Annotated in this window: 18 protein-coding genes; 13 read left to right on the forward strand and 5 right to left on the reverse strand. The window is 67.4% G+C overall.

Annotated features, from left to right (window positions below; genetic code table 11):
* The first annotated feature begins 172 nt into the window (after positions 1-172).
* The 7 genes from G6N67_RS26290 to G6N67_RS26320 are packed head-to-tail and all read left to right on the forward strand — an operon-like array spanning position 173 to position 6,888.
* Entirely contained in the window at positions 173-1,393 is a 1,221-nt protein-coding gene (locus G6N67_RS26290; protein WP_051578966.1) for an Rv0361 family membrane protein, read from the forward strand.
* A gap of 39 nt (positions 1,394-1,432) precedes the next feature.
* Positions 1,433-2,437, forward strand: coding sequence for an AAA family ATPase (locus tag G6N67_RS26295; protein ID WP_036436458.1), 1,005 nt, complete (start codon positions 1,433-1,435; stop codon positions 2,435-2,437).
* Positions 2,438-2,441: 4 nt separating this feature from the next.
* The gene (locus G6N67_RS26300) at positions 2,442-3,317 is read left to right on the forward strand and encodes a DUF58 domain-containing protein (RefSeq protein ID WP_036436460.1); all 876 of its coding nucleotides are present in this window, start codon (positions 2,442-2,444) and stop codon (positions 3,315-3,317) included.
* On the forward strand, positions 3,304-3,780 hold the full coding sequence (locus G6N67_RS26305) for a hypothetical protein (RefSeq protein ID WP_036436462.1): 477 nt from the start codon (positions 3,304-3,306) through the stop codon (positions 3,778-3,780). Before G6N67_RS26300 ends, G6N67_RS26305 begins: the two co-directional genes overlap by 14 nt.
* Positions 3,771-4,853: a vWA domain-containing protein gene (locus G6N67_RS26310; RefSeq protein ID WP_036436463.1), complete on the forward strand. Its 1,083-nt coding sequence runs from the start codon at positions 3,771-3,773 to the stop codon at positions 4,851-4,853. Before G6N67_RS26305 ends, G6N67_RS26310 begins: the two co-directional genes overlap by 10 nt.
* On the forward strand, positions 4,850-5,914 hold the full coding sequence (locus G6N67_RS26315) for a vWA domain-containing protein (RefSeq protein ID WP_036436466.1): 1,065 nt from the start codon (positions 4,850-4,852) through the stop codon (positions 5,912-5,914). The genes G6N67_RS26310 and G6N67_RS26315 overlap by 4 nt, the downstream gene beginning before the upstream one ends.
* Positions 5,911-6,888 (forward strand): tetratricopeptide repeat protein, encoded by a 978-nt coding sequence (locus G6N67_RS26320; protein WP_131524765.1) that lies wholly within the window; start codon positions 5,911-5,913, stop codon positions 6,886-6,888. Before G6N67_RS26315 ends, G6N67_RS26320 begins: the two co-directional genes overlap by 4 nt.
* Positions 6,889-6,904: 16 nt before the next feature.
* On the opposite strand, the gene G6N67_RS26325 is transcribed toward G6N67_RS26320, so the two are convergent.
* Positions 6,905-7,573 carry an ACT domain-containing protein gene (locus G6N67_RS26325; protein ID WP_036436467.1) on the reverse strand — a complete coding sequence of 223 codons (669 nt, stop codon included), beginning with the start codon at positions 7,571-7,573 and terminating at the stop codon, positions 6,905-6,907.
* Positions 7,574-7,655: 82 nt separating this feature from the next.
* On the opposite strand from G6N67_RS26325, the gene gatC reads away from it, so the two are divergent.
* From gatC to G6N67_RS26340, 3 genes are all read left to right on the forward strand, one after another.
* Positions 7,656-7,955, forward strand: coding sequence for an Asp-tRNA(Asn)/Glu-tRNA(Gln) amidotransferase subunit GatC (gene gatC / locus G6N67_RS26330; protein WP_036436469.1), 300 nt, complete (start codon positions 7,656-7,658; stop codon positions 7,953-7,955).
* The gene (gatA, locus tag G6N67_RS26335; RefSeq protein ID WP_036436471.1) at positions 7,952-9,439 is read left to right on the forward strand and encodes an Asp-tRNA(Asn)/Glu-tRNA(Gln) amidotransferase subunit GatA; all 1,488 of its coding nucleotides are present in this window, start codon (positions 7,952-7,954) and stop codon (positions 9,437-9,439) included. The genes gatC and gatA overlap by 4 nt, the downstream gene beginning before the upstream one ends.
* A gap of 99 nt (positions 9,440-9,538) precedes the next feature.
* Positions 9,539-10,570 carry an ATP-dependent 6-phosphofructokinase gene (locus tag G6N67_RS26340; protein ID WP_036436473.1) on the forward strand — a complete coding sequence of 344 codons (1,032 nt, stop codon included), beginning with the start codon at positions 9,539-9,541 and terminating at the stop codon, positions 10,568-10,570.
* A 25-nt stretch (positions 10,571-10,595) separates the two neighbouring features.
* On the opposite strand, the gene G6N67_RS26345 is transcribed toward G6N67_RS26340, so the two are convergent.
* Positions 10,596-11,288 carry an NAD(P)-dependent oxidoreductase gene (locus G6N67_RS26345; protein ID WP_036436475.1) on the reverse strand — a complete coding sequence of 231 codons (693 nt, stop codon included), beginning with the start codon at positions 11,286-11,288 and terminating at the stop codon, positions 10,596-10,598.
* 74 nt (positions 11,289-11,362) lie between these two features.
* On the opposite strand from G6N67_RS26345, the gene G6N67_RS26350 reads away from it, so the two are divergent.
* Together G6N67_RS26350 and gatB are read left to right on the forward strand one after the other, a co-directional pair.
* Positions 11,363-11,836 carry a MarR family winged helix-turn-helix transcriptional regulator gene (locus G6N67_RS26350; protein ID WP_036436477.1) on the forward strand — a complete coding sequence of 158 codons (474 nt, stop codon included), beginning with the start codon at positions 11,363-11,365 and terminating at the stop codon, positions 11,834-11,836.
* Positions 11,837-11,860: 24 nt separating this feature from the next.
* Positions 11,861-13,363 (forward strand): Asp-tRNA(Asn)/Glu-tRNA(Gln) amidotransferase subunit GatB, encoded by a 1,503-nt coding sequence (gatB, locus tag G6N67_RS26355; protein WP_036436479.1) that lies wholly within the window; start codon positions 11,861-11,863, stop codon positions 13,361-13,363.
* Here the strand turns inward: gatB and G6N67_RS26360 are convergent.
* The gene (locus tag G6N67_RS26360) at positions 13,360-13,884 is read right to left on the reverse strand and encodes a TetR/AcrR family transcriptional regulator (RefSeq protein WP_081812677.1); all 525 of its coding nucleotides are present in this window, start codon (positions 13,882-13,884) and stop codon (positions 13,360-13,362) included. The genes gatB and G6N67_RS26360 overlap by 4 nt on opposite strands.
* Positions 13,885-13,949: 65 nt before the next feature.
* On the opposite strand from G6N67_RS26360, the gene G6N67_RS26365 reads away from it, so the two are divergent.
* A complete protein-coding gene (locus tag G6N67_RS26365; protein ID WP_036436480.1) occupies positions 13,950-14,993 on the forward strand; it encodes an aldo/keto reductase in 1,044 nt (347 codons plus the stop codon).
* Between the two features lie 6 nt (positions 14,994-14,999).
* Here G6N67_RS26365 and G6N67_RS26370 read toward each other — a convergent pair whose 3' ends face one another.
* On the reverse strand, positions 15,000-15,626 hold the full coding sequence (locus G6N67_RS26370; RefSeq protein ID WP_036436482.1) for a TetR/AcrR family transcriptional regulator: 627 nt from the start codon (positions 15,624-15,626) through the stop codon (positions 15,000-15,002).
* Positions 15,627-15,706: 80 nt separating this feature from the next.
* A complete protein-coding gene (locus G6N67_RS26375) occupies positions 15,707-16,828 on the reverse strand; it encodes a PQQ-dependent sugar dehydrogenase (RefSeq protein ID WP_179976753.1) in 1,122 nt (373 codons plus the stop codon).
* Positions 16,829-16,963 lie beyond the last annotated feature (135 nt).

Genomic DNA, 16,963 nt, shown 5'->3' on the forward strand with positions numbered 1-16,963 from the left:
CGTCGGTGACGCTCAATCGTCGGTTCCGCAGATTAGTGTCAGCGCCACGGTCGGCGCCCGCTTAGAATGCCTTCGAACGACTATTTGCTTCGGGCTGTTGTTGTGCGCCGAATCGGGTCTTGGACAGTGGGGGTTTGCCAGTGCGGCGCATACCGCGGTTGGGAGTTCTGCGATGACGAATTGGTCCGGTGGCGAAGGCTACGGTGGGCCCAGCCCGATCGGTGGGCAGGGCGGCCAGGGCAACGCCGACCAGTCCGGCAGTTGGTCACCTCAGACACCCGCCTATCAAGCGCCGCCCCCGCAGCAACAGTGGGGTGGACAGCAGCCGCCCGGCTGGAGTGCACCGGGGCAGCAGGGTTGGCCGCAACCGGGCCAACCGCCGCAGGTCGGTCCACCGCAGTTCGATTCTCAGTTCACCGGATTCCAGCAGCCGGGCGGAAAGCGCAACAAGGCACTCATCGTCACGCTCATTGCCGGCGCAGCCGTGCTTCTGGTGATCGTCGTGGTGGTCGCATTCGTGTTGATCGGCCGTGGCGGTGGCGGATCGAGCGACTCTGCGGGCGCGGCCGTGCAGGGCTATCTTGAGGCGCTCGCCAACGGCGACGCCGAGGCCGCGCTGAGTTACGGTGCCGATCAACCCGCGTCCAAGGAGCTGCTCACCGACGAGATCCTCAAGCAGCAGATCGAGAAGGCGCCGATCTCGAACATTCGCATCCTGGGCGACGATTCGAAGAACGCCATCGGCATGGGACAGGTGCACGTGACCGCCAATTTCGGCGATCAGGTCTCGGACGCCACCTTGATGTTGAAGAAGCACGACGGCAAGTGGAAGTTGGATTCCGCGGCGGTGCGCCTCGATTACACGACGCAATCGACCATCAGCAAGGGCGCGGAAACGCTCACGGCGTTCGGCAAGCCGGTCGGCACATCGGTCGTGTACATGTTCCCGGGCTTCGTGGACTGGGGTTCGAACAACTCGAACCTCAAGGTTGACGGAAAACCGTTGTTGCTCGACGCAATGGCGACTTACTCCAGCTCGTTCACCACGATGCCGAAGTTCGAGCTGAGCGATTCCGCTCACTCGAGCATCGTCGCGGCCATCAAGACCATCCTGGACGATTGCGCGCGTTCCCGCGCGCTTTCACCGCCCGGATGCCCGCAGAGCCTTTATGAGTACGGTGCCGTCGACGGCTCGGTGACGTGGCAGGCACCCAGTGCCGACGGCGCCAAGATCACGTTCAGTGACTACGACCTCACTGCCAGCATCTCTTATTCCGGCAGCTTCGGCTATTCGGTTCAGACCCGTGACGGCCCGGTGACGGGGTCGGAAACGTTCAACTTGTTCGGCGACGCCGATCTTCACCAGACGCCGCCGACCATCAAGTGGAGCTGAGCGCGATTCAGGTTTGATCCAGTACGGGGGGAGTGGATTTTGACGACGGTTACGCGCGTCCAACCGAACCAGCACGAGATGGAAAGCGCCCATCGGATCGTCAACGCGATCTCACAGGTGTTCTCCACCAAGGTGGTCGGCCAGGAGAATCTGCGTGAATCGCTGTTGATCGGCCTGCTCACCGGCGGGCACATCCTGCTGGAAAGTGTTCCAGGGCTTGCCAAGACGACTGCCGCGCGCGTCGTGGCCGACGCGATCTCGGGTGGGTTTCAACGCATCCAGTGCACGCCGGATCTGCTGCCGAGCGACATCATCGGCACCCAGATCTACGACTCGTCATCGAGTCAGTTCGTGACGCAACTGGGCCCGGTGCACACCAACATCGTCCTGCTCGACGAGATCAACCGGTCCAGCGCCAAGACGCAGAGCGCGATGCTCGAGGCGATGGAGGAGCGCCAGACCACGATCGCGGGCAAGCTGTACCGGATACCGGAGCCGTTCCTGGTCATCGCCACCCAGAACCCGGTCGACCAGGAAGGCACGTATCCGCTGTCGGAAGCACAGACCGACAGGTTCATGCTCAAGGAAGTGCTGCGGTACCCCACGCCGCAGGAGGAAGCCGAGGTCATCTTCCGGATCGACGCCGGGGTGTATGACCGTGACGGGCAGCCGAGACCCGTTGTCGGACTGGATGATATGCGTCGCCTGCAGAGCGTGGTGCGCAATGTCCACCTCGATCCGGTGCTCGTGCACTATGTCACCCAGCTCATCCACGTGACCCGCAACCCGCAGCAGTTCCTGCCAGCGCAACTGGCCAAGCTGCTGCAGTACGGGGCAAGCCCCCGGGCCACCATCGCCTTCAGCCGCGCGGCCCGTGCCGCGGCGCTGCTGCAGGGTCGCAACCACGTGCTGCCCGAGGACATTCAGAAGCTCGCCTACCGCGTGCTGCGGCACCGGTTGATCCTCGGGTTCGAGGCCACCCGGTTGGGCGTGACACCCGAAACCATCATCGACGCGGTGTTGCAGTCGGTCCGAGTGCCCTGACCGCATGGGTAAATACCTCAATCGCGCCAAGCAGTACTTCGGCACCGACGCGCGGGGGCTGCTGGAGGGCGGCCGTTACGCGTTGTTGCACACCAGGACTCTGGAACTCGACGATCTGCGCCCGTACGTGGCCGGTGACGACGTGCGCGACATCGACTGGAAGGCATCCGCGCGCGCCGGTGCGGTCCTGATCAAACGTTTTGTGTCAGAACGGCACCACAAGATCCTGCTGGTGGCCGATGCGGGCCGCAACATGTCCGCGCTGACACCGGCCGGCGAGGTGAAGCGGGAGGTGGCAACCAACGCGATGGGCGCCATCGGTCTCATCGCGGTGGGGCGCAGTGACGAGATCGGCATGGTCTACGGCGATTCCAGAGGATCGGCAAACATCCGCAACCGGCGCGGTGAGACCCACATCGAGAGCATGCTCGAGCACTACTACGGCCACAGCCTGGGCGAGGTCGGCACGAGCGACATCGCCGCGCAGCTGGAGTTCGTCGCACACGCGCACCGCAGGCGACTGCTGCTGATCGTGGTGTCGGACGAACCGGAGATCAGCACCCGTCTCGACGAAGCCCTCAAAGCGCTTGCGGGACAGCATGAACTCATCTGGCTGATGGTCACCGACATGCCCGCGGTCGGAGCGGACGAAGGTGAGCACGACGGGTTCGACGTCGCCACTGGCCGGTTCGTGCTCAACGGGGCCACCCTCGGGCCGCGGGTCGTCGCGGCATACCGCGCTGCCGAGCAGGCTCGCGCCGCTGCGCTCGACAGTTTCCTCGGCTCGCACGAGGTCTCGTTTACCCGGATCGGCTCCAGTGCCGAGATCCGCGACCGGATCGTCGACATGAACGAGGTGTTCAGCAATGCCGGTCGATGACCTTTTGCGGTTCATCGGCGGACCGCTGCCGTCGTCGATGTGGTGGGTGGGGATCGGTGTACTGCTGATCGTCATCGTGATCGCCTGGTGCGTCGGGATTTTCGTGTGGACCCTGGCTCCGGCCCGGCTCCGCATGGTTCCGGTGATCGGCGGGCTGCACGGCCGGCTGGTGCGCAGGCGCTTCGTCCGATCCGTGCAGCACACCAACGAGTTGTATCGGTCCGGCGGGCTGACGGCCGCGCAAGCCGGTGCCGGCGTCAGCCGGGTGCTGCGCAGTTTCCTCTTCGTCGCGACCGGAGTCCGGGCGCAATACCTGCACGTCGGCGACATCGCCGAAGGTGAGCTGGCCGCCGCCGGACCGCTGCTCAGCGCGCTCAACGACGTCCAGTTCAGTGGCCGACCACGCAATGACATGGCGGCGCTGGGACAAGCCGCCGAGGAGTTGATCCGGTCATGGCGCTGAAATGGTGGCCGGTGATCGTCATCGGGCTGCTCTGCCTGATCGTCGCCGTCACGGCAGCTTCGCTGTTGCCCATGGCCACGGTGCAGCGGGTGCTGCGGCCGCTGGCCCATGTCGAGCGGCTGACCCGGTTGCCCGAGTATGCGCGGGTCTACCGAATCTACGTCCTCTCGATGATCGTCACCGGCGCCTTGCTGCTGGCGACGTTCATGACCGCCGTGTACGCGAGCGCCAGGCCGGCGGGAACGTCGAACAGCTCCAAGGAATTCGACAGGCAGCATCCTGAAGACGTCATGTTGTGTGTCGGTGAACCCGTCACCGATCCCAGCACCGCGAACTTCCTGACCTACTATGCGCAGCAGGCCAAGTCGTTCGACACGCAACGGATCGGGCTGACGTCGCCCACGCTGCGGGTGGTTCCGCTGACCCGGGATCGCGACTTCGCCGCGCAGCGGCTCGAGTACTTCGCGAAAATGGCTCGGCTTCAGCAGGATCTGGACACCGGCAAGCCGGTGTCGGACGCCGACCGGGCCGAACTGAAGAACGGCATCGAGAAGTTCTCGCAGCCCATCACCTACGTGGACTACGCCAAGAGCGCCGAGGACATCCTGGCCCTGTGCCTGACCGGCTTCCCGTCGTTCGAAGGCAAGAGCACCCATCGCCGGTCGCTGGTCTATCTCGGCTACAGCGCGCTGCGCTCACCCGACGAACAACGCCGGCAGCTGTACACCGAGCAGGCCGTCAAGGACATGGCGATTCGCGCGGGAGTCCAGATCAACGTGATCTCGCGGTCGGATGTGGCCCAGAGTTCGCCGGACGCCAACAACCGGCTGCAGTCCATCGCAGAGTCGACCGGCGGCAGGTTCTCGCTGTACAACCCGGCGGGTACCGCACAATCCGGGGATTCCACATTGAGCAGGTTGCTGGACGAGATCCGGGACCACCCACCCGAAGTCGTGCTGCCCAGCGGCACTGTGGTGACCACCGAGACGCTGGATGCGCCGGAGTACGCGCTGCTCGGAGCGCTTGTCGCCGCGGTCTTGCTGTCCGTGTCGCTGGCGGTGCTGCGGCGATGAGTTTCGATCCGATCGTCAGTCCGGTCCTGTTGTTCGTCCTCGGCGGGCTTCTCATCGTGATCCGGATGGCCGCGTTGTACCGCGTGCTGGTCCGCACCGGCACGGGCCACTACCGCAAGGTCGTGCTGCGCTGGTCGGGCCTGACCCTTGCGGTGCTGCTGCTCGTGCTCGCCGCGGCCCGGCCCGGATTCGACCTCGGCGACGACCATCCCGCCGAACAACCCAAGGGGTCGCTGGCGGTGGACCCGAACCTCAACGTGTTCTTCGTCGTGGACCGCTCGGTGAACTCACGCGTCGAGGACTTCGGTGACAGGGAATCACGCATGGCCGGGATCCGCGCCGACATCGCTTCACTGATCGACGAATACCCGCGTGCCCGGTTCGCCGTGATCGCCTTTGCGTCCAAAGCCGGTGTGGACTGGCCGCTTTCCGACGACGCCTGGAGCCTGCAATCTATGATCCGGGGGCTGTCGCCCTACACGTTGGTGGCCCCCGACGCGGTGTACACAGCCGATCCCGCTGCGGCCAAGGATGTGCTGGCCGAACAACTGAAGACCGCGGCCGAACGGTTCCCGAACTCGAAGAGTGTCGCGTTCTATTTCGGCTCAGGCGATTCCGGCAGCCGTGCGTCGTCGGCATCTTTCGACCTGCCCGACGACGCCATCAGCGGTGGTGCGGTGCTCGGCTACGGCACATCCGCCGGCGGACCCGTCCCGCAGGGCTGGGCGGGCACCACAAAGGTCTATCAGAGTGATCCGGCCACCGGTGCGCCGGTGAACTCCACGCTCGACGAGGCCACCCTCGAACGGATCGCGCGTGACCTGGCGGTTCCGTATTTTCACCGCGAGGCCAACCAGCCGATCGCGGTCGCCTTGCCGCCCGTGACGGCGACCGAAGCGAGCGGTGACGAGAGCGCTTTGCGGGCATCGAAATTCGTCGAACGGCGGGAGTTGTATTGGTTGTTCACAATGCTCGCGGCGGCGTTGGTGCTTGCCGAGATCGTCATGACGATCCGTGAGTTCCGCCGTAATCGCATGTCGCGCAAGGACGTGACGTCATGATGCTGAGAAGAGATCCCGGCGCCGCGATGCGCGGCGTGACCCGCCGGGTGTCTGCTTGGTACCGTTCCGGGCCCTCCCGATCGCGGTTGCGGCGGCGGCTGTACCTGTTCTCCGCGCCGCTGGTCGTGATCCTGCTGTTGGTGGCCGCGAAGGTGATCAGCGTGGTGGTCGCGGGCAATTGGGCGGCATCGGATTTCGACCGCCACGATATCGACGCCCTGCGCGCCGACATCGCGATCCTGGAGACCGTCGACGTGATCGACCCGGCGAAGACGTCGTTCGCCCGCGGTGATCTGGCGGTGCTGGAAGGCCGCCTGGCCGAGGCCGAGACCCGTTTCCAGGAATCACTGTCGCGCACCGATCAGGCCGATTCCTGCCCGGTTCGCGTGAACCTGGAATTGGTGCAGGAAACGTTGGGGGACTTGGCCACCCGCGGCAACGACAAGGATGCCGCCGAGCGGTGGTACAACGCTGCCATCGCGATCGTGCAACAGGCCCCGGCCGGATGCTTCGAGGGCAACGACGATGCCGATGCCGACCGCAAGGCCATCCGCGCGGAGGCGCTGCCCCGGCTGCGGGAGAAGTTGCGCAACCTGCACCGGCCGCCCGCGCCGCCGTCCCAGGCGCCCGGTCCGTCGCCGTCGGCGCCGCCGCATCCCGGCCAGTCCGGCGCCCCGCCGTCACCTGGCGAGCCGTCACCCGGGCAGCCGTCACCGGGCGCACCAACACCCGGCGCCCCGACCCCGGAGCCCGGCGCCAACATGCCGTCACCCGATGCGCCGGAGCCGACCGCGACGCCCGGCCCGGAAGCGGGGGCCGGAAACGACGAAGTGCTCGACCCGATCAGCGCCGACCGCCTGCCCAGCGCGGGCAACGGGCGTGCGCCCGGCCAACGCCTGGGTACGGGAGATCCGTTGGAGCAGCTCAAGATTCTGCTCGACAACGCCAACGCGCACGGGGAGAACCGGGAGTGATCTCCCGGGTTGCGACTCACCGCAGGATGGTCGCCACGATCCCCGCGAGGTAGCCCAGCCGCGCGACCTCAGACGGCCGGAATCCCGGGCCGCCGGGGCGGCCGAGCACCACCGCGGTGTCGGAATCGCCAAGCGGTGCGGCCGCGAGGGTGGTGTCCATGTCGCGCCACACCTGCGGCACCCAATCGGCGCCCGCGTCCAATGACGTCGCGGCCTGCAGCGGCAACCACGGCGCCGCGGTGGCTTGCGTCTCGGGGGCGCCGTGACTGCCGGACACGCGCTCGACGCCCGTTCCAGTGGACCGCAGCACCGTGCACCAGCCGACGCGGAGCACCCGCGGCGCCTCCTCGGCCAGCACCTGCAGTTTGGCGGCCTTGCCGGGCGCTGCGGCGACGTGGTCGATCAGCTCGAGTTCCCGGTGTGCCTCAAGGAGCCCGGTATGGGGCCGGATGCTGTCCACGTAGACGCCGGACAGGGCCTCGGCCGCGGTGATCAGCGTGTCGGGCATCGCGCCCGCGGGCAGCTCGACCACCAGATCGTCGATCGCGTATCCCGGTCCGCGTTCGACCACGTCGAGGGACAGGATGTCGGCGCCCACAGAGCCGAGGGCTACCGCCAGGGAGCCGAGGCTGCCTGGCCGATCCTCCAGCTGGACCCGCAGCAGATAGGAAGGCACGGCCAACACTGTTGCACAGCGGCGCCGCGCGGGCATTCCGGCATCCTGCCGCTGTGATGCGCGCGCACCGGCTTGACTAGGCTGCGTTGTCGTGTCGCAGATCTCCCGAGACGAGGTGGCCCACCTGGCGCGTCTGGCCCGGTTGGCGCTGACGGATAACGAGCTGGACAGTTTCGCGGGCCAGTTGGACGCGATCCTGGGCCATGTCGGCCAAATCCAGGCTGTCGACGTCACCGGCGTCGAACCGACCGACAATCCGCTCAAGGACGTCAACGTCACGCGGCCCGATGTCGTCACGCCGTGCCTGAGCCAGGACGAGGCGCTCGACGCCGCGCCGAAAGCCGAAGACGGCCGGTTCGCCGTGCCGCGGATTCTGGGGGAATCAGAGTGACCAATTCCGAGCTCATCCGGCGTGACGCCGCGACGCTGGCCGCCCAGATCGCCGCCAAAGAGGTGTCCTCGACCGAGGTGACGCAGGCACACCTGGATCAGATCGCGGCTACCGACGAACGGTTCCACGCGTTCCTGCACGTGGCCGGCGACACCGCGCTGGCCGAGGCGGGCCGCATCGACGCCGCCGTCGCGGCCGGTGAGGATCTGCCGTCACCGCTCGCGGGCGTGCCGCTGGCGCTGAAGGACGTGTTCACCACCACCGACATGCCGACCACGTGCGGCTCGAAGATCCTCGAAGGGTGGCGTTCGCCGTACGACGCGACCGTCACGGCGCGGCTGCGGGCCGCCGGGATCCCGATCCTGGGCAAGACCAACATGGACGAGTTCGCGATGGGCAGCTCGACCGAGAACTCCGCCTACGGGCCGACCCGCAACCCCTGGAACACCGAACGGGTGCCCGGTGGCTCGGGCGGCGGCAGCGCCGCGGCATTGGCGGCCTATCAGGCGCCGCTGGCGATCGGCACCGACACCGGTGGGTCGATCCGGCAGCCTGCCGCGTTGACCGCCACGGTCGGTGTCAAGCCGACGTACGGCACGGTGAGCCGCTATGGCCTGGTGGCCTGCGCGTCGTCGCTGGATCAGGGCGGCCCGTGCGCGCGCACGGTGCTCGACACCGCGCTGCTGCACCAGGTGATCGCCGGACACGATCCGCGGGACTCGACGTCGATCGACGCCGCTGTGCCCGATGTCGTCGGAGCCGCCCGCGAGGGCGCCCGAGGCGATCTCAAGGGTGTGCGGGTCGGTGTGGTCAAGCAGCTGCGGGGCGAGGGCTACCAACCGGGCGTGCTGGAGTCGTTCAACGCGGCCGTCGAGCAGCTCACCGCGCTCGGGGCCGAGGTGACCGAGGTGGATTGCCCGAACTTCGACCACGCCATGGCCGCGTACTACCTGATCCTGCCGTCGGAGGTGTCGAGCAACCTGGCGCGCTTCGACGCGATGCGGTTCGGGCTGCGCGTCGGCGACGACGGCACGCGCAGCGCCGAAGAGGTCATGGCGCTGACGCGGGCCGCGGGATTCGGCCCGGAAGTCAAGCGCCGCATCATGATCGGCACCTATGCGCTGTCGGCGGGCTATTACGACGCGTACTACAACCAGGCGCAGAAGGTTCGCACGCTGATCGCTCGCGACCTCGACCGGGCGTACGAGAGCGTCGACGTCTTGGTGTCGCCCGCGACCCCGACCACCGCGTTCCGGCTGGGGGAGAAGGTCGACGACCCGCTGGCCATGTATCTCTTCGACCTGTGCACGCTGCCGCTGAACCTGGCGGGGCACTGCGGCATGTCGGTGCCGTCCGGGCTGTCGCCCGACGACGGGCTGCCGGTCGGCCTGCAGATCATGGCGCCCGCGCTGGCCGATGACCGGCTCTACCGGGTCGGCGCCGCGTACGAGGCCGCGCGGGGTTCGCTGCCGAGCGCCGTGTAGCCGGCGGGGATCTGCCTGCGGTTTCGATGCTGATCCGGCGAGCAGTTGGCCGGCCGGGCAAGATAGGGCACATGCGCACGACGAGGAGCAGGTGAGCAGATGCGTATCGGAATTCTCACCGGCGGCGGTGACTGTCCTGGCCTGAACGCCGTGATCCGGGCGGTGGTGCGCACCTGCGACGTCCGGTACGGCTCGTCGGTCGTCGGATTTCAGGACGGCTGGCGCGGCCTGCTCGAGGACCGGCGGATTCAGCTCAAGAACGACGATCGCAACGATCGGCTGCTCGCCAAGGGCGGCACCATGCTCGGTACCGCACGGGTCAATCCGGAAAAGCTGCGCGCCGGTCTGAATCAGATCAAGCAGACGCTTGAGGACAACGGCATCGACGTGCTCATCCCGATCGGTGGCGAGGGCACGCTGACCGCTGCGCACTGGCTTTCGGAGGAGAACGTCCCGGTGGTGGGCGTGCCAAAGACCATCGACAACGACATCGATTGCACCGACGTCACTTTCGGCCACGACACGGCGCTGCAGATCGCCACCGAGGCCATCGACCGCCTGCACAGCACCGCCGAATCGCATCAGCGTGTGATGCTGGTCGAGGTGATGGGCCGCCACGCAGGCTGGATCGCGCTCAACGCCGGCCTGGCCTCGGGCGCGCACATGACGTTGATCCCCGAGCAGCCGTTCGACGTCGAAGAAGTCTGCCGGCTGGTCAAACAGCGCTTCGTGCGCGGTGATTCGCACTTCATCTGCGTGGTCGCCGAGGGGGCCAAACCCGCCGAGGGGTCGATGCAGTTGCGCGACGGCGGTATCGACGAGTTCGGCCACGTCCGGTTCACCGGTGTCGCTGCGCAACTCGGCGTCGAGATCGAGAAGCGGATCAAGAAGGAAGTGCGCACCACCGTGCTCGGCCATGTGCAACGCGGAGGTACGCCCACTGCCTACGACCGCGTGCTGGCCACCCGCTTCGGCGTCAACGCCGCCGACGCCGCGCATGCCGGTGAGTACGGGATGATGGTGTCGCTGCGCGGCCAGGACATCGGGCGGGTGCCGTTGGCCGACGCGACGCGTCAACTCAAGTTGGTGCCGCAGAGCCGGTACGACGATGCCGCGGAGTTCTTCGGCTGACCTACTTTTGGCCGAGCGGGAGAACTCACGCGCTCTTGAACGCTTCGCGGCGCAGCAACTGCCACATCGACGGGGTGTCGACGGTGGTCGAGATCGTCACGGTCGCACGTGGTGCGGGGGACTCGGCCAGCTTCAGCAGATAGTCGGCGAGATCCGTGCGGGACGTGAACGCGCCCACCGGATCGCCCTGTCCGGCAACGTATTCGGTGACGTTCGGCAGGTCGAAGAGGCCTGAGGGCCGCACGATGGTCCAGTCCAGACCGCTGTCGGCGACGATCCGCTCCATCCGCCGCATGTCCGCGTAGAGGGTCTTGCCGAAGATGCGGCTGATCACCGGTTGGACCACGCGCAGTGCGAACGGTGTCGCGGTGCGGCCGGGGTAGTCGTCGATGGCAGTCGAGCTGACCACTGCCAGCCGGCTGACCCCGGTCTTGTGCATCGCCTCGACGATGTTGGCCACGCCGACCGAGTACGTGTCGACGGGCTCCAAGGTGAACGTGACGCCGAGGGAGGACAGCACCGCGTCAGCGCCGTCGACCGCACGGGCGACGGCCGCGGGATCGCGCACGTCCGCGCCCACCACGGTGAGCGCCGGCGCGGCGAGCGGGAACTCGTCGGGATGTCGCGTGACGGCCACGGCCGTGTGACCCGCGTCGAGAACCCTGCGGGTGAGCAGGCGTCCGGTGGCTCCGTTGGCTCCGAAGATGACGATTCGCATGAATGCCTCCAATTAGTCACTAATGGTGATAATCCCGATATATGACAATCATAGGTGGTGCTAGTGTCCGCGGCATGGCTGAGGAACCGATCGGCGTCGCCGCGCTCGACCAGCGCATTCCGTTCCTGCTGTCCCAACTCGGCGCGTATGTCGCCGAGGGGTTCAAGGCCAAGCTGGAGCCGCTCGGCATCCACCCAAGGGCCACTGCCGTACTGCTGGCCCTGTCCGCCGCGGACGGCCAGTCGCAGCGCGAGCTCTCGGAGCGGCTCGGGCTGCATCGCAATGTGATGGTCACGCTCATCGACACGCTGGAGGCCGAGGGACTCGTGGAACGCCGGCCGCACCCCGGCGACCGGCGCGCATTCGCGGTGTCCCTGACCGAACGGGCGCGCACGCTGCTCCCGGAACTGGATGCGGCAGGCCGGGCGCTTGAGGCGGAGGTCACCGCGTCGCTGTCCGGCGAGGAGCGAACCGTGCTGCGGCGCCTGCTGCGACGGCTCTCGGCGGACGCGGGCCTGATTCCCGGCGTCCACCCCGGACTGGCCTGATCACCCCCAACTAGGATCGACGACATGTCTGTCGCCACCGCTGACCTCGTTGACTACGACGATGTGATCGCCGCCTACGAACCCGTGATGGGTATGGAGGTGCACGTCGAACTGTCGACGCAGACCAAGATGTTCTGCGGCTGCGCCAACCGGTTCGGCGCCGAGCCCAACACCCTGGTCTGCCCGGTCTGCCTGGGGCTGCCCGGCTCGCTGCCCGTGCTCAACCAGGCCGCGGTCGAATCGGCCATCCGCATCGGGCTCGCGCTCAACTGCGACATCGCGCCGTGGGGGCGGTTCGCCCGGAAGAACTACTTCTATCCCGACCAGCCGAAGAACTACCAGATCTCGCAGTACGACGAGCCGATCGCGGTCAACGGCTACCTCGATGTGCCACTCGACGACGGCACGACGTGGCGGGTCGAGATCGAACGCGCCCACATGGAAGAGGACACCGGCAAGCTGACCCACCTGGGTAGCGACACCGGGCGCATCGCGGGCGCGACGACGTCGCTGGCCGACTACAACCGGGCCGGGGTGCCACTCATCGAGATCGTCACCAAGCCCATCGAGGGCACCGGGGCACGCGCCCCGGAGATCGCCCGCGCCTACGTCACGGCGCTGCGGGATCTCTTGCAGGCCTTGGGTGTTTCCGACGTCCGGATGGATCAGGGGTCGATGCGGTGTGACTCCAACCTGTCGCTCAAGCCGATCGGTGCGGCCGAGTTCGGCACCCGCACCGAGACCAAGAACGTCAACTCGCTCAAGAGCGTCGAGGTCGCGGTGCGTTACGAAATGCGCCGCCAGGCCGCTGTTCTCGGAGCCGGCGGCACCGTGACGCAGGAGACCCGCCACTTTCACGAGGACGGTTACACCTCGCCCGGACGCAGCAAGGAGACCGCGCAGGACTACCGGTACTTCCCGGAGCCCGATCTTGAACCCGTGGCGCCCAGCGCCGAGCTGGTCGAGCAGCTCCGGACGACCATTCCCGAGCTGCCGTGGCTGGCGCGCAAACGCATTCAGGAAGAGTGGAGCATCACCGACGAGGTGATGCGCGACCTCGTCAACAACGGCGTCATCGACTTGGTCGCCGCGACCGTCGAGCACGGCGCGTCGAGCGAGCAGGCCCGCGCATGGTGGGGCAACTTCCTGGTGCAGAAGGCCAATGAGAGGGGAGTGGCCGTGTCCGAACTGGCGATCACGCCGGCACAGGTCGCGGCTGTGGTGAAGCTCGTCGACGACGGCAAGTTGTCCACCAAACTGGCCCGGCAGGTGGTCGAGGGCGTGCTGGCCGGCGAGGGTGAGCCCGAACAGGTGATGAACGATCGCGGGCTGGTTGTGGTGCGTGACGATTCGGTCATCCAAGCCGCCGTCGACGAGGCTCTGGCGGCCAATCCCGATGTGGCCGAGAAGATTCGCGGCGGCAAGGTGGCCGCGGCAGGCGCGATCGTGGGTGCGGTGATGAAGGCCACGAAAGGATCGGCCGACCCGGCACGCGTGCGCGAACTCGTCTTGGCCGCCTGCAGTTAGGCGCGCATCCCGCGCAACACGGTATCGAGGTGACGCCGCCAGACGTCGTCGCCTCCACCGGACTGGACGATGCCGCGCAGCGCCCACACGGTCGCGGTGACATCCATCGTCGTCACGTCGTCTCGGATCGCTCCGGCGCGTTGGGCGCGCGACAGCAATGCGGCTGACCGCTGCCTGAGGTCGTCGACCAACTCCCGCGGTGCAAGATCGCCCCAGACGTAGGCCGACAACCCGCTCTTCTGCGCGAGTTCGGCACCCACGGTGTGCAGGAACACATCTATGCACCGGTCGGGAGGGGCGTGCTGCGCGTGCTCGGCCACCAGCACCAGGCGCCCGAAAAAGACCGCGAGCACCTCCCGAACCAGGGCGTCCTTGTCGGCGAAATGGCGGTACAGCGTGGCCGGGCCGATGCCGGCTGCCCGCGCGACATCGTCCAGGGTCGCGGCGGTCCCATGCCGCGCGAATACCTCTTCAGCCGCGGCGACGAGCCGGTTTCGGTTGTCGGCCGCATCGCGTCTCATCGTCGTCTCCGTTTCGCGCGTACTATCTGATAGTGAAACTATCACTTATGCAAAAGGAGCGCGCCATGGCAGCGATCGATGGTTCGGCAACGGTCAGGCTCGGCCACTCGGATCTGACGGTCAGGCCGGTCGGGCTGGGCTGCATGGGAATGTCGCAGCATTACGGGCCGGGCGACGACGCCGCGTCGGTGCAGACGATCCGGACCGCACTCGATCTCGGCGTCGACCACCTCGACACCTCCGACGTGTACGGCGCCTCCGACATCACCTGGGGCGTGCCGATCCGGGGATTCGGGCACAACGAGGAGCTGATCGCCGCCGCGATCGCGGGTCGTCGCGACGACGTGGTGCTGGCCACCAAGTTCGCCGCCAAGATCAACGAAACGCACGACGGCATCGCCATCGACGGACGCCCCGAATACGTCACCGCGGCCTGCGAAGCCAGCCTGCGTCGCCTCGGCACCGACGTGATCGACCTGTACTACTACCACCGCCTCGACGCCGGCGTCCCGATCGAGGACACCGTCGGCGCGATGAGCGAGTTGGTCGCGGCGGGCAAGGTGCGGGCCATCGGACTCAGCGAGGTCGGCCCACAGACGCTGCGCCGCGCGCATGCCGTGCACCCCATCACCGCGTTGCAGAGCGAATATTCGCTGTGGGAGCGTGGCATCGAGGCCGAGATCGCCGGAGTCTGCCGCGAACTCGGCATCACCGTGGTGGCCTACAGCCCGCTCGGGCGATCGGCGCTCACCGGAGCGCTGACGCCCGACGCGACATTTGGCCCCGGTGATCTCCGGGCCACCAACCCCCGCTTCACGACTGAGAATCTGCGCACCAACCTCGCGCCCGTCGCGGCTCTCACCGCGCTGGCCGAGGAAAAGGGCTGCCGCCCCGGCCAATTGGCACTCGCGTGGCTGCTGTCTCGGCCGTGGGACGTCGTGGCGATACCCGGCACGAAGCGTGCCGAATATGTCGCCGAGAATCTCGGTGCCACCAACGTCGCACTCAGTGCCGATGAAAGTGCTTACCTGGCCGAGGTTTTCGCTCCCGGCACGATCGTCGGAGAGCGCTACGCGCCGGTGCACGCGCGCACGGTCGCCGCGAGTTGACGGCCCTCAGTCGGCGCCGGCGAACATGGTCATCGCGGTGATCGCGTACTGCTCGAGGCGTTCGCGGGGATAGCGGTGCGGATCGTTGACCGCGAGCCGGCCCAGCATTTCGGCGAACGACAACAGCGTGTGACCCAGCAGCACCGGATCGAGCCGCGCGAGCCGCGGATCCAGCGTCATGCCGGCTTTCGCAAGCTCCTCGGCCTGCGCGACGATCTGCGAGCGGGCACTGCGCATCGTGGCGCGATAGTCCCGCGGAGCGCTGTCCGGCACGGTGAGGATCAGCCGCCACCGGGTGGGGTTCTCCAGGACGCACCGCAGAAAGGCCGACACCGCCGTCGTGTAGGCCTCGGTCGGCCCGACGGTGGCGAGATCGTGTGGGATGGCCGCGCGCACCTGCTCCAGGCCGCGCTGATGTTCCCGCGTGAGCAGCGCGGTCACCAGTTCGGCGCGGGTGCGGAACGCGGTGTACAGCAGAGGCTTGCCCACTTCGGCGGCGTCGGCGACGGCCTCCATGCTGAGCTCGTGCAACGGGCAGTCCGCGAGCACGGTCAGCGCGACGTCGAGCAGCTGTTCACGTCGCTGCTCGCGCGGCAACCGAGGCGCATACCTGCGCCGCTGGCGGTCGGGCACCCGGCCAATGGTACGTCATGTGGCACATCTCACACCGGATCATGATCAGTCTCCGGTGCGGCCGCCAAACCCGTTGGCTGTCAGGTCTTCTCGGCGTCGCTGCGCGGGAAGCCACCGCCTTGCGGGAAGAGTGGGAACACCACGTCGTCGAAGGACTCGGCATCACCGGCCGTCCGGTTCACCGTCGCGCCCCAGACGTTGCCGTCGGGGGAGAGCTGCAGTGCCCACGCATGGCCGCGCACGTTTTCCCGGATCACCTCGGGATCGCCGGTCACCGCGCCGGTGTCCGGCGCCAGGTGCACCGCTACGGTCTTCTTGGTGTTGACCAGGTTGACCAGCACGGTTCCGTCGAGCGCCGCGCATCCGGCCACACCGGGCCGGTCGGGCCAGGTCCATACCGTGGACGTCTTGGAATCCCGCGTGATGCGTTGCAGCCGGTCGGCTGTGGGCGTGCGGTCGGTGATGTACAGCGAGCCGTCCGACGGGTCGATGCACATGCTGCCGCCTGCGCCCATGCCGGACAGCGCAGTGGTGACCGGAGCCTGATTGACCGTGGTGGGTTGTTCGATGCGCAGCACCTTGCCCGCCATCGACGCGGGGTCGGCGGCCAACGCCGGGTCGCCCGCGTCCCCGGTCTGCACCACGAGCGTGGTCGGGCTGGTGAAGATCAACGACCCGGTGTTGCCGGTCGCGCCCTTCGGAATGCCGGTCAGGATCGGCTTCGGTGGATCTGCATTGGCGATGCGGACCACGCGATTGTCGGTCGGCGTGCTGATGTAGGCGTACATCAGGCGGTCCTGCGTATACGTCGGTGACAGCACGATGTCCATCAGGCCGCCGTCGCCGGACGGATCGACCGGGATGACGGTCTTGATCTTGGGCTCGGCGCGCACCGCCACTTCCTTGATCGCCCCGGTGAGCCGCTCGGCCACCAACGCCGACTGGCTGTCGGGGCCCATGATCAACCCACTCGTGGCGTCCAGGCAGCCCTGCATCACGCCGGTGGCCTTGCACTGCTTGGGGAAAGGTTGCGCCGGAAGCGGCGGCGGAGGAGGCGGGGACGTCGTCGGCCCGGCCCGCATCTCGGGCTCGGTCGTGAACGGCTCGGTCTGGGCGGAGTCGAACCGGGCACAGCCCACCCCCACCAGCATCGCGGCGCACAAGACGGCAGCCACCCCCGATATCCGCCGGCGCGATTTCATGGTCGCCAGATTACGGATTGCCCCAGGGTGCGCGCCACGCCGGCAGGTTGACGCCGCTGGGCAGTCGCCAATACCAGGCGGAAGCGCCGGGGTAAATACCCGGATCGCGACTGATTTGCACTTACCCTGGGCAGT

It is taken from the genome of Mycolicibacterium mageritense (genome assembly GCF_010727475.1).
GTDB lineage: Bacteria > Actinomycetota > Actinomycetes > Mycobacteriales > Mycobacteriaceae > Mycobacterium > Mycobacterium mageritense.